This window comes from Xanthomonas sp. 60 (genome assembly GCF_011761925.1).
Window position 1 is genome coordinate 1 of the sequence record NZ_JAASQW010000008.1, and the last position, 13,353, is coordinate 13,353.

A 13,353-nucleotide genomic window follows, 5' to 3' on the forward strand; every position below is an offset into this window, starting at 1 on the left:
CGAAGGCGTTTCGTCGTTGCGAGCCGCCTATTATGCCGGACTTTTCGAGTCCGTCAACACCTTCGTTCGATCAGATCGTCCGGCGGTGGTGGCGTCCCTCATGCCGCTGAAGCCCCTTGGTGGCGACCCCTGCGACGGGGGAGGTGAAGTATGTCCCTTTTGTGGCGCCTTGGGAAGGGGGTGTGACGATTTTTTTCACACCCCCTTCTCGCCCGGCGCGGCGGAGGCTCACCCGCCGACGCTACGCCCCTACGTGAGGTGATCAGGCCGCCACGAGACGCACCCGTGCAAAGGTGCGCTTGCCCACCTGCAGCAAACCTTCAAATCCCGGTTGCAGGACACGCTGGCCGTCTTGCACCACCTCGCCTCCGATCTTCACCGCACGCTCCTTGAGCTTGCGGTTGGCTTCGGAATTGCTGGGCGTCAGGCCGGCCGCGGTCAGCAGGGCGGCGATGCGCAGGCCGTCGGCGGGGACTGCCACGTCCTGCAGCGGCAACTGGGTGATGTCACCCTGCCCGGTAACAGCCGCTTCCCAGCCCGCCACGGCCTGTTCGGCCGCCTCGCCGTCATGGAACCGGGCGGCCAGTTCGCGCGCCAGGCGCAGCTTCACCACGCGGGGGTTGAGGGTGCCGGCTTCTACTTCGCCGCGCAGCGCGGTGGCCTCGTGCTGGCTGATATCGAAGGACAGCAGTTCGATCCAGCGCCACATCAGCGCATCGTCCACCTTCATGGTCTTGGTGACGATGTCGATGGCCGGCTCGCTCACGCCGATATAGTTGTTGAGCGACTTGGACATCTTATTGACTCCGTCCAGGCCTTCCAGCAGCGGCATGGTCAGCACCACCTGGGGCTTCTGGCCGTGGTGTTCCTGCAGCCCACGGCCCATGAGCAGGTTGAACTTCTGGTCCGTGCCGCCCAGTTCGACATCCGCCTCCAGCGCGACCGAGTCATAGCCCTGCACCAGGGGATACAGGAACTCGTGGATGGCGATGGACTGCTGGGCGGCATACCGCTTGGCGAAGTCGTCGCGCTCGAGCATGCGCGCCACGGTGTGCTGGCCGGCCAGGCGGATCATGTCGGCCGCACTCATTTTCCCGAACCACTCCGAGTTGAAGCGCACTTCGGTCTTCTCCCGGTCCAGCACCTTGAAGACCTGCTCTTCATACGTACGTGCGTTGGAGAGCACGTCTTCGCGGCTGAGCGGCTTGCGGGTGAGGCTCTTGCCGGACGGATCGCCGATCATGCCGGTGAAGTCGCCGATCAGGAAGATCACCTGGTGGCCGAGGTCCTGGAACTGCCGCAGCTTGTTCAGCAGCACGGTGTGGCCCAGGTGCAGGTCCGGTGCGGTGGGATCGAACCCGGCCTTGATGCGCAGCGGCGTTCCACGCTCCAGGCGCGCGCGCAGATCATCGACCTTGAGGATCTCGTCGGCACCGCGGCTGATCAGGGCGAGGGCTTCATCGATGGAGGACACGTTCTTCTACTCCCGGCAATGCCGTATTTCGTGTGGGGTGTTAAGAGGTAGTTAACCGCATCGGCTTCACAAAAGCCAATGGGCACAAGGGTTTGACGCGCTTTTCATACCCCTCTAAGGTACCCGACGTTCAAGCCCGCGCTCCCGGGCATGCAAGGAAACCCCGTCTGATGCTCAATACCGATCATGGCCGCGCGCGCAAACAGCGCTTCAAGGAACGGCTCCACGTCCTGCACGACAACGCCCTGCACCGGAAACTCAGGCAACATCTCCCCGCCGCGTTCAATGAGCGCTGGACCCGCCGCCACTGGATGCACGCCAGCCTGTTTGCGACCATCGGCGCGCTCGTGGCCACGATCGTCCCGGGTTTTTCGAGCACCATCGATGCCTCGCCCTTCCCCGCCGCCCACACCAGCCTGGCATTGCCGCTGCCGCCGCTGGCCGATGCGCGCCGCCAGGCCATCCCCGGCGACAGCTGGCAGGTGCTGCAGGTCAAGCGCGGCCAGACCCTGAGCGATTTGTTCGATGCGGCCGGCATTCCGGCCACCACACTGCACCGTGTGCTGGACCACCCCGGCGTGCGCGACGCGCTGGTCAAGCTGCGCCCGGGCACCGAGATCGCCTTCGACGTGCCGCTGTCCGGCGAGCTGCGCAGCATCCGTTTCAACCGTGATGGCGACCACCGGGTGGAGCTGTCGCTGGTCGGTGACCAGATCCGCGAGACGGTCAGCAAGCGCGAGACCAGCACCCGTACCGTGGTCACCAGCGGGGAGATCACCAGTTCGCTCTACGCGGCCGCGCGCAAGGCCGGCCTTTCGCCCTCGGCCATCGCCACGATGACCGACGAAATCTTCAAGTACGACATCGATTTCTCCAAGGAAGTGCAGCCGGGCGACCGCTTCAGCGTGGTCATGGATGAAACCTGGCGCGAAGGCGAGCGGGTGGATACCAGCAAGATCCTGGCGGCCACTTTCACCAGTGGCGGCAAGACCTATTCCGGCTTCCGCTTCGATCGCAACGGCAAGTCCGAGTATTTCGATGCCGATGGCCGGCCGCTGAAGAAGAGCTTCATCCGCATGCCGATCCAGTTCGCGCGGCTGAGCTCCACCTTCGGCGCGCGCCGCCACCCGGTGCTGGGCAAGATGCGCATGCACAAGGGCGTGGACTACGCCGCACGTACCGGCACGCCGATCATGGCCGCCGGCGATGCGCGCGTGCAGTTCGCCGGTACCCAGCGCGGCTACGGCAACGTGGTGATCCTGGACCACGGGCGCGGCCACACCACCCTGTACGGGCACATGTCGCGCTTTGGCAAGATCAAGACCGGCCAGCGTGTGGAGCAGGGTACGGTGATCGGGTATGTCGGCTCGACGGGCTTGGCGACCGGGCCGCACCTGCACTACGAATTCCGCGTCAATGGCGAACACCGTAATCCGCTGAGCGTGACCATGCCGCCGCCGGAGCCGCTGAAGGGGGCCGAACTGGTGGCGTTCCGCGCGCAGACCAATCCGGCGCTGGCGCGTATCCAGGGCATGGAGAAGATGATGTACGCCGAGGCCAAGCCGGCGACCCGCGTGGCCAGCAAGCCCGCCGCCGGCAGCGGCAACAGCCGCGGCTGAGCACATTGACGGCAGGACCGGAGGGCGCCCAAGCTGGCGCCCTTCTCTTTTCCGGTAACCGGCATGGCGATGGCGTTCGATCCACGGGCTGATCTGTATCTGGGGCTGATGTCGGGCACCAGTGCCGACGGTATCGATGCGGCGCTGGTGCAGTTCCCGGCAGCGGGCGGCTGCCACTTCGTCGATGGCCTCACCCATGCCTGGCCCGCTGCGCTGCGCGAGCGCCTGGTGGACCTCGGCCAAGGCGGCGAGCTGGCTTCGCTGGACGAGCTCGGTGATGTGGACGCGCGGATCGGGCTGCACTTCGCCGAAGCGGCCAACGCGCTGCTCGCACAGGCCGGGGTGCAGGCTTCAGCCGTGCGTGCGATCGGTTCGCACGGGCAGACGGTGCGGCACCGGCCAGGTGCCCTGCCCGCCTTTACGTTGCAACTGGGCGATGCGAACCGGATCGTGGAAGCCACCGGCATCACCACGGTCGCGGACTTCCGTCGGCGCGATGTGGCCGCTGGCGGCCAGGGCGCTCCGCTGATGCCGGCCTTCCACCTGGCGATGCTGGGGACGACCGATGAGGACCGCGCCGTGCTGAATCTGGGCGGCATCGCGAACCTGAGCCTGATCCCGCGCGATGGCCGCCTGCTCGGCTTCGATACGGGTCCGGCCAATGCGTTGCTGGATGCCTGGTGCCAGCGCCATACCGGTGCCACGTTTGATCGCGACGGGGCGTTCGCCGCAAGCGGCAAGGTGGACGAGGCGCTGCTGGCGCGCTGGTGCAGCGATCCCTGGTTCGCCCTGCCCCCGCCGAAGAGCACCGGCCGCGAGCAGTTCCATCTGGCGTGGGCGGAGGGGTTTGCCGGCGACGATGTGCGTGCGCCGGCGGATGTGCAGGCGACGCTGCTGGAACTGACGGCAGCAACGGTGGCCGAGGCCCTGCTGCGTGGGCTGCCGTCGGTGCACCGGGTGCTGGTCTGCGGGGGCGGGGTGCGCAATGCGCAGCTGCTGCGCCGGCTGGCGGCGCGGCTGCCGGGGGTGGTGGTGGAATCCAGTGCGCTGCATGGGCTGGATCCGGATTACATGGAGGCGATGGGGTTTGCGTGGCTGGCGCAGCAGACGCTGGCCGGCCTGCCAGGCAACCTTCCGAGCGTGACCGGCGCGCGCGGTCCGCGGGTTCTCGGGGCCATCCACCCCGCTTGACCTGGCTGCGCCGCGGGTCAGGTAGCCGCCGCGCAGGTACAGGCAGCAAGCCTGCGTACAGCGCGCGTCAGCTCGCCAGCGCGCGGTTCTGCCGTCGCTGCTGGGCGATCAGCAGGGCACACAGGATGACCACCGGAATGGCGATCAGCGCCGTTCCGATGAAGAACAGTGCGTAGCCCTCCATCAGCGTGCGTCCCTGTGCGAGTGTCTGCACGGACCAGCCGGACAGGCCCTTCAGTGCCTTGCCGGGCATGGCGTAGAACGAGCTCAGCAATGCGTACTGCGTGGCCGTGTAACCGATGCTGGTCAGGCTGGACATGTAGGCGATCAGTGCCGTGCCGGCGAAACCGCCGGAGATGTTGTCCACGGCCATGGCGATGGCGAAATGCGTGGCGTCCGGGCCGCTGTAGGCCAGCCAGGCGAAGGCCAGGTTGGATGCCGGGCCGAGTACGGCCCCGACCATCAGCGCGACGAGCACGCCCCAGCGCACCGAGACCAGGCCCGCGGCAGCGATGCCGATGAAGGTGGCCACCAGGCCCACCGAGCTGCGCACCGTACCGACGGTGTCTTCGGCAAGACCGAGATCGACATAGAACGGGTTGGCCATCGGTCCCATGACGAAGTCCGCCATGCGGTACACACTGATTGCCAGCAGGATCAGGATCGCTCCGCTGCGGTGCTCGCGCACGAAGGCCACGAACGGCCCGACGATCGCGTCGAACAGGCCGCGCGGCGTCCACAGCGCAACCGCCTGCCGGCTCACCGCGATCTGCGCGCGGACCGGTTCACGGGCCATCACCACCGCGGCCACGCCGAAGGCCATCAGCACGGCCATGATCTCGTAGGACAGCTGCCAGCCCACGCGCGCGGCGATCAGCAGGATCAGGGCATCGGTGACCAGCAGCGCGGTGCGGTACCCCAGCGCGGCCGAGGACGTGAGCAGGCCGAGCTGCTCACCGTTCTCGGCGCTTTCAATGCGCCAGGCATCGATGACGATGTCCTGCGTGGCAGAGGCGAAGGCCACCACGGTGGCCATGATGCCGAACACCAGCAGGTGCTCCCAGGCCAGACCGAGGAACATGAAGTGCCCCCCTTTGGGCTGCACCAGGGCCATGCCGACCAGGGCCGCGGCAACCACCAGCTGCGAGAGCAGCATCCAGCCGCGGCGGCGGCCGAGACGGGCGAACAACGGCACATCGGTCTTGTCCACGACCGGCGCCCAGATGAACTTCATCGAGTACGCCAGGCCCACCCAGGACAGGAAACCGATGGTGCTCAGATCGATGCCTTCCTTGCGCATCCAGAAGCCGAGCGTGTTGCCCACCAGGTAGATCGGCAGGCCGGAGCTGAAGCCGAGCAGCAGCATGGCCAGCACCTTGCGCTGGCGCAGGTTGGCCAGCACGTCGCGCCATGTGCGCCGGGGCCTGGCCGCGGCGGTCACGGTGCGTAGTCCACGGTGAAGGGCGCATGGTCGGAAAAGCGCTGTTCGCGGTAAATCGAGCAGCCGCGCAGGCGGTCACGCAGGCCGGGGCTGACGAACTGGTAATCGATGCGCCAGCCGACGTTGTTGGCGCGTGCGGCGCCGCGGTTGCTCCACCAGGTGTAGTCCTCGCCGGTGGGGTGCAGCAGGCGGTAGGCGTCGGCCCAACCGCGGCCGCTGTCCAGATCGGTGGCCTGGCCATGGTCGGCGCACAGCGCGTTGAGCCAGTCGCGCTCTTCGGGCAGGCAGCCCGAGTTCTTCTGGTTGGACTTCCAGTTGCGGATATCCAGCGCCGATCGGACGATGTTCCAGTCACCGCACAGCACGTAATCGCGGCCGCTGTGCAGCCACTGGTCCAGGATCGGCCGCAGCCATTCCATGACCTCGAACTTGAAACCCTGGCGCAGGTCGCCTGAGCTGCCGGACGGAATATAGAACGACACTACGCTGAGGTTGCCGTAGCGCGCCTCGATGTAGCGGCCTTCCTCGTCGAAGGGCGCCCAGCCGAGGGAGGTGATCACCTGGTCCGGCTCGCGGCGGCTGTAGATCGCCACGCCGCTGTAGCCCTTCTTGGTGCTGGCGTCGCGGTAGAAACAATGGTGGCCGTCCGGGCGGAACATCGGGTCGGACAGCTGCGCCTCCTGGGCCTTGGTTTCCTGGAGGCACAGGACATCGGCATCCTGTTCGCCGAACCAGTCCAGGAACCCCTTGGTGGCGGCGGAACGGATGCCATTGGCGTTGAAGCTGATGATGCGCAAAATTATCGCAACCTCTTGTACGTGAGAGAGTTTTCAGTCTGCCTTGGCCGCGCATTGACAGCACGACCCGCTACGCGTGTGGTCGCGCAAGCGCCGCCGTGGCGGTAAGCCTACTTCCCGCGGTTCGCCATTTCCACAGCCGCCCGGCACTGCAGCCGTCAGGCTTGCTGCTAAGGACGCTCTGAACAATCCCCCGGTAGTGCCGGCCACTGGTCGGCAGCTTGATAGACAATAGCGGCATGTTGAGGAGCCTGTAATGATCCACCGGCTTCTGCTCAGGTCATGCAACTAATGTAGCGACATAGGCCGCATCCGGGGTGATCACCTTCAGCGACTGCTGAGGGCGCTGTTGATTGTAAAAGTTGATCCAGTCAGCCATCACCCGCATGGCATGGGTCTGGCTCTCGAAGCGATGCCGGTGCACTCATTGTTCCTTCAGTGTGCCCGCCGCACGCGGCGCCAGGAAGCGCGGCCCGGCACCGAAAGTTCAGTAGCAGCTCGAATAGATCGAAGCGCTGCCCGAGGCCAAGCAGCGCGTCGTCAGCCAGATGATCAACGCCAGCGGCTAAAGCAGAAGGCCCGCACTTGGCGGGACTTCGGGGAAGTCATTTCCCACCGCATACCTCAGCTTGATCTGGATATGTCGAATGGCACCATTCAGCCCATTTATCGCGATTTTCTTCGCGATTCTGGTGCGTAGCGCCATTGTAGACAAAGACGAAACTCTGACCTGTAATCTGATTGAGGATTGCGGCCAAGGCATCGTGCACCGTATCAGGACTGTAATGTCGAAGCCCCTCAAACGAATTTAAGGCGCTATTGGTAAGGCTAATTTCCGATCTAGTCAAGGGCCGCATGTCGCCGAGGTGACCAACAAGATAAGGCACCGCTGGCTGTCCGAGCCTTCCAAGTTCCGACAGTGCCTTTTCTTGTGATCTTGCCGACATGGTTGCTTCATTAACAAGCCTAGAGACGCGATTCGATAGTGAGTCGTGAGCACTACTACTTGCGCACCCTGACAAGACACTCAGCACTATGAGCGCTGCAGAAAATCTATTGATCATTCTCATTGGTTGTCGTCGCTCCTTACTTGCAGCCGAATGCATCTAGTATTCCTTGTCGATCAGCCGGCGTTACCGCGCCCATGTGTTCGGCCATGATCGTTCCGTCCCATCCAGGTTGTGGGGTAGTGACTCCGGGGCTGGTCTCGGTGTAGCGATCATCCAACCTCATGAGGTGGCCCGCCTCATGTGCTGAAACCCAAGGGTCTTCGCCTCCATACCACGTCCCACCATTTCCTTGAACGAAAGAACGGCCAGGCCCAGCTGGGACATTGATCGTTGAGGCGCGCCATCCGCCAATGCTTGTCGTGACATTGAATCCAGCCGCAGACCAGCGGCTTTCAATCGACGACCTCATGGCGGCGATTACTTCGGCTGTTGCACCATCCCCTCTGAAATTGAGATTGATATTAATATTGGCTCTACCGCTGCCCGTGCATTCGCACTTGGCGCGTAAACCCAACGGATCAATGCGGCTAAGCGGATTCCCCCCAACGTAAGTATACGTACTGAGTCCACCCGCCAATCCAATCGGATCACTCTGCACATACCGGCCAGCCTGCGCATCATAATCCCGCTGATAGTTGTAATTCAGCCCAGTTTCCGCCGTGTAGTATTGTCCGGGGAAACGCAGCGGGAATTCGAACTGCACCCCATCACCATCCGGATCCTCGTTGGCCACGTCTGCGCCAAAGGGCTCACCCTGCAAGTCCCATTGCCATATCGAGACATTCCGCACTGCATCGATGATGTTGCGTGGCGTGCCGAGATGATCGGGCTGGATATAAGCCAATGCGGGCGCGGCTGTGCTCTCCGGCCCAAACACTGCGATAGGGTAATTCTCCAGCCAGACAACCTGCTGACGCGCCTGCCCTGACGGCGTGTAATCGCCCAGCCACTGAGCGTCCTCATCGTAAAGCGTCAACACTGTCGTCCCATGGGACTGTCGCAGGACGCGCTCGCCGCGGTGGTTGTACGCGTAACGCGCAACCACCGCCCCGGCCTGCCTCACCTGGCTAAGGCGTCCTGCATTGTCATGAACCAAGTCCTGCCCGTCTCTCCGGATCGTGCTACCGTCGGCGTTGTAGACCCGCATCTGGTCGCCAACGCTTATTAGGTGATGATTGCCGTCAGCGTAGTGGTATGCCTCAGTGCCGGCGCTGCCACCGGCCTGCAATCGGTTGCCGGTCGCATCCCAGCCATACGTGTGAGTTGGCATGCCTGCAGCATCTACTGAGTTCAAAAGGCGTGCCATTCGGTCATACGCATACTTAGACAAGACAGCATTGGTATCAGCGGATCGAAGCTCGGTCACTGACCCCGCCGGATCGTAGCCCAAGGCTATCGAAAGACCCGCGCTGGCCATGTCATGCACAGCCGTCGGACGGTAGTTCTGGTCCACAGGACGATCCAGGCGCCGTCCATTGCCCAAGGTCCAACCGGTGATCGGACCAAAAGGGGCATGGGTTATGGTGTTAGCGATGACATGCCGCGCCGCGCCGGCCCGCTGGAGTCCCACTTCGGTGACGCGGCCTTGCTTATCGCGAACGTAATCTGCAGTGCTGCCATCCGGATAGGTCACCGACTTCACGCGCCCGCCGGCGTCATGCCTGTAGCGCACCGTCAGTGAATTGCCATTGAGGATCTGCACCTTGCGCGTGAGTTGGCCAAAACGGTCATGACAGTACTGCGTGCTTCCGTTCTGGTGGATCACGCTGCCGAGACGGCCGACATTGAAGCGCTCGCCGCTGCCGCAGGCGCTGGCCGAGACGTCATAGGTCAATGCGACGTCCTGGGTCGGATCGGGGAAGGCGATCGAGGTCAGGCGGTTGAGCGCGTCGTAGGCAAACGTTGCCGTCACGCCGCGTGCATCCGTCCGGCTGATGGTATTTCCGGCTGCGTCCACGACCATGTTGACGGTTCCCGTGTCTGGACTGATGACCTGTAACAGGTCGCCAAAAGCGTTATAAGTGTAATGTGTGTGAAGTCCCTTGGGATCAGTCACGCGTTTCAACTGGCTATCGGCGTTGTACTGCACTTGGGTGACGGCCGCTATGCCGTCCGCGTCCTGCACGTTTTGCTTAAGTCGATTCAGTGAATCGTAAGCGGACTGGCTCACGCTGCCTGACGCATTTGTTACCGTACTGAGGTTGCCATTTACATCGTGTCCGAGGTCGAGCGGATTACCCGCCGCATCCGCTTGCGTGGTCAACTGACCCAGCTGATTGAAGATTCGCGAGAGCGTGCGCGTGATGACGCCATCGTTGCCAACTGTGTCCTCTCTCAGGCGATTTCCGGCCTTGTCCAAGGTATAGACGATATGGTTTCCGAAGCCATCTTCGACGCGGACCAGGCGTCGCGCTCCGTCGTACGTGAGAGTGATCATGCTGCCATCCGGCGACGTGACTGTTTTGACATCACCGACGTTCCAATAGCTGATGCGGGTGAGGCGGTCGTCTTCGCCCGTACCGTCATTTCCATGAATCCTCTGTGTCGTCATCCAGCCCCTGGGATGGTATTCAAGGTCGGTGACCACGCCATTGACGTCCTTGCTGGAAAGAACCCTTCCCAGCGGGTCATAGGCCAGAATTTCAGTCACTCGACCCAGGGCGTCGGTCGTCTTCCAAAGGTCGCCTCTACGGTAACGGCAGTTCGCGCCTCCCGCCAACGCGCACCCGGCGTCATCCGCAGCGCGGTAAGCGAATTCGACGACGTCACGTACATCAGAGCGAGGTCCGTCAACGGATCTCAAGAGCCCAACGATTGGGCAGCTCCCGTTCGACGCTGACGCGTCGCCGGATTCACAGTATGAAAGCGTCGTGGTGCGCGTTACATTGGACGCCAGGTCACTGACGGTGATCGCCGTAGGTTGGAGGCGGTCGTTACGAAGGATGTCGACGAGACGATCTCCACTTTGCACAAAGAGCACCCGGTTTGACAACGCGTCTGAGCCCGTGACCGTGGTCCGCTCCTCCGGCAGTCCAAATGCTTCCTGCACCGTGTTCATGTCCACCGCCATGCCACCCTCATCGGCCGCAGTGTAGCCGTATCTCGTAACTACACCGGCGCGATCTGTTGAGGTTTCAAGCCGACGCCGGAAGTCTTGGGAGGCACGGTGGTATGTGTAAGTCTCGGTGCCCGCCTCGGTTGTCACTGAGGCTACTTTGGGGGATCCGCCGCCCGCTGTTGTCATCATGTACTGGGTCTGCGAACCGAGTGCATCAGTCACCTGTGTGCCGTTGGGGCTGTATGCCAAGGTGACGCCTCCCGCACCACCGGCGCGGTAACTGGCAACCGCCCTACCACGGGTGTCGTACACAAATGTACTGAAGCGCTGACCGTCCTCTGCCGTGATGCCGGTGAGGTGACGCGGGAAGCGCGCATCCTCGTAGTGGTAGATACGACTGCCAGCTTCTGGGTACGCCACCGATTCAAGGCGACCTCCCTGGTAGGTGTAGCTGGCAAGCGTGACGCCGGCGGAGGTGATGGCGGTTATCAGGCCGCTGTAGGTCTCCGCCGCGTAATGAATTGCAATGGAGCGACCTTGCGATGAAGTGATGCTCCGCAACCGATCGAGGTGATCATAAGCATAGGTCAAGCCACTTCCGTTTTCGCCCACGCGCGATAACAGCTTTCCAGTCTGATCAAATGTGTACATGGCATCTGATCGGTACAGGTGCCACCGGTTGCCACTGGCAAAAATACGCTCGCCGGTGCCATCCGCAGCGAGATAGTTGTCGCCTTGCTGCGGGAGTGTTGCAACGTAACCGCTACCTTCGATCACGCTGATTGAAGACGGGCCGAAGCTGAGTTGTAGCTGATGGGAGTGCGACCATCCGCCACCGAAACCGCCAGAGCGCAATGAGGCGCCTGAGCGATAGTGGCGCACGAAGTCGACCCAGCCCAAATTGAAATCGACCTCACTTTCCAGTTTTTCACCGGTTTTGACGTCACAGGGATTGCCGACCCGTCCGCTGGGCGCAGAGGTGCCGCGATCACAGGATGGTTTTTGCGTGACGATGGTGGCGACTGCCCAATCGTTCACGCATGCGCTGTGCGCATCCATCCAATACGTAAAGTCCTGTTCAGGGGGACACTCGAAATACCTTGATCTTGTAATTGAGGTCCGACCCGACGATTCATTGCAGTTCTCATCCCGGTAGTTTACCTGGTAGTCCTTGAACTCGGCTTTCCCGCCGGATTCACTAGGAAATTGAGGATGCCAGACGTTCAATGGCGTTTTCGTGGCCGCCCCGCATCCAAAGTTGTAGGTTTGAAGAACATCCGCCAATGCGTCATCTTCGCTATCAAAGCCGCGCTCCGCCTCGCCCCGATAGACCCAGTCCTTGTCGGCAGGCTGGAATTTTCCCATCCAGTAATTTATGCGGATTGTCCCGTCTCCCGAGTCTTCTATATCCTTGATCTGCGTGACGTAGGAAAATATTCCCTCGAAGAATGGGAAGGGAGCAGGAAACGTGGAGATACGTGAAACCGCTTCATCCTGGGAGTCGTAGACACCCACCTGCCGGCCTTCATCATCGAAAAGCGTAAACGTCTGCTCGCTCTCCTGCGCCATCAGCGGGTAGAGGACCATCAAACCCAGCAAGCTCAGCGCCAGGCGGCACGCCCGGCTGCAGGCGAAGAGACTGAATTGCAATCCTTGCATCGGATGACTCCTGTGATTTTTCACTGCAGTGGTGAGCGCTGCCACGCGCAAGGCGATGCGCAAACTCGGCCTCTCTGAGACGGGACGCGACAGACCTGTCGAAGACGGATGGGTATTCGTTACTGGGGTTGACGGCGGAACTCACCTGGGGCTTCTGCTCCTACGTCCTGTGGGAACCGGAACCAGCCGAGGCCGGCCAATGCCAGTGACCTAACCATTGCATTCAGGCAGACATCAGCGATGAGATGGATCTCTCAATTACGGGTCGGGTCCGGCTTTTCCTACACGATTTCGCACCGGTAAGACAAAGACCTGGCCGGTGTCACGCGGGCGGGAGCCAACGGCGTCAGTGCAACCCCACCAGGGACGACCGCCGCGTCCATGCGATACCCTTCACACTCCAAAGACGAAGATAGATCGAGTTAGATGAGCGACCATCGCCACCGTTTCCTGCAGCTGGCCCTGACCGCCGACGCCCTGCGCTTCGGCCAGTTCACCCTGAAGTCCGGCCGCATCAGTCCCTATTTCTTCAACGCCGGCCGTTTCGATTCCGGTTCCAGCCTGGCCCAGCTCGGCCTGTGCTATGCCGACGCGGTCGATGCCGCCGGGCTCAAGTACGACGTGGTGTTCGGCCCGGCCTACAAGGGCATCCCCCTGGCCACCGCGATGGCCTGCGAGCTGGCCCAGCGCGGCCGTGACCTGCCGGTGTCCTTCAACCGCAAGGAAGTGAAGGATCATGGCGAAGGCGGCCAGCTGATCGGTGCCGACATGACCGGCAAGCGCGTGCTGATCGTCGACGATGTGATCACCGCGGGCACGGCCATCCGTGAGGCGCTGGCCATCATCCGCGCCGCCGGTGGCACGCCGGCCGGCATCGTGGTGGCCCTGGACCGCCAGGAAATCGCCTCGGAGGCGGACACCCGTTCGGCGGCACAATCGGTTTCCGAAGAAGCCGGCATTCCCGTCGTGGCCGTGGCCACCATGGCCGACCTGCTTGATTTCGCCTCCGGAAACCCGGAACTTGTCGGCTACCGGCAGCCGCTGGAGGCCTATCGCGCCACATACGGCAGCCGTCCCGCACGCTGAACAGACCCAAGGGGAACG

The 13,353-nt window shown here is 62.8% G+C and carries 8 protein-coding genes; 3 read left to right on the plus strand and 5 right to left on the minus strand.

Going from position 1 to position 13,353, the window contains the following annotated elements:
• Positions 1 to 262: 262 nt before the first annotated feature.
• Positions 263 to 1,474, minus strand: a complete 1,212-nt coding sequence (gene tyrS, locus FHY09_RS14725; protein ID WP_166927661.1) for a tyrosine--tRNA ligase — start codon at positions 1,472 to 1,474, stop codon at positions 263 to 265.
• 170 nt (positions 1,475 to 1,644) lie between these two features.
• Here tyrS and FHY09_RS14730 point away from each other — a divergent pair, with 170 nt between their 5' ends.
• Positions 1,645 to 3,093 (plus strand): peptidoglycan DD-metalloendopeptidase family protein, encoded by a 1,449-nt coding sequence (locus FHY09_RS14730; protein WP_166927662.1) that lies wholly within the window; start codon positions 1,645 to 1,647, stop codon positions 3,091 to 3,093.
• A gap of 63 nt (positions 3,094 to 3,156) precedes the next feature.
• The gene (locus tag FHY09_RS14735) at positions 3,157 to 4,284 is read left to right on the plus strand and encodes an anhydro-N-acetylmuramic acid kinase (RefSeq protein ID WP_166927663.1); all 1,128 of its coding nucleotides are present in this window, start codon (positions 3,157 to 3,159) and stop codon (positions 4,282 to 4,284) included.
• A 67-nt stretch (positions 4,285 to 4,351) separates the two neighbouring features.
• Here FHY09_RS14735 and FHY09_RS14740 read toward each other — a convergent pair whose 3' ends face one another.
• The 4 genes from FHY09_RS14740 to FHY09_RS14755 form a co-directional block, all read right to left on the minus strand.
• On the minus strand, positions 4,352 to 5,725 hold the full coding sequence (locus FHY09_RS14740; RefSeq protein WP_166927664.1) for an AmpG family muropeptide MFS transporter: 1,374 nt from the start codon (positions 5,723 to 5,725) through the stop codon (positions 4,352 to 4,354).
• A complete protein-coding gene (locus FHY09_RS14745; protein WP_166927665.1) occupies positions 5,722 to 6,522 on the minus strand; it encodes an exodeoxyribonuclease III in 801 nt (266 codons plus the stop codon). The genes FHY09_RS14740 and FHY09_RS14745 overlap by 4 nt, the downstream gene beginning before the upstream one ends.
• 280 nt (positions 6,523 to 6,802) lie before the next feature.
• On the minus strand, positions 6,803 to 6,946 hold the full coding sequence (locus tag FHY09_RS16370) for an integrase core domain-containing protein (RefSeq protein ID WP_208407929.1): 144 nt from the start codon (positions 6,944 to 6,946) through the stop codon (positions 6,803 to 6,805).
• A 662-nt stretch (positions 6,947 to 7,608) separates the two neighbouring features.
• Positions 7,609 to 12,249, minus strand: coding sequence for an RHS repeat-associated core domain-containing protein (locus FHY09_RS14755; protein WP_166927666.1), 4,641 nt, complete (start codon positions 12,247 to 12,249; stop codon positions 7,609 to 7,611).
• Positions 12,250 to 12,675: 426 nt separating this feature from the next.
• Here FHY09_RS14755 and pyrE point away from each other — a divergent pair, with 426 nt between their 5' ends.
• Positions 12,676 to 13,335, plus strand: coding sequence for an orotate phosphoribosyltransferase (pyrE, locus tag FHY09_RS14760; protein ID WP_166927667.1), 660 nt, complete (start codon positions 12,676 to 12,678; stop codon positions 13,333 to 13,335).
• The last annotated feature ends 18 nt before the right edge of the window (positions 13,336 to 13,353 follow it).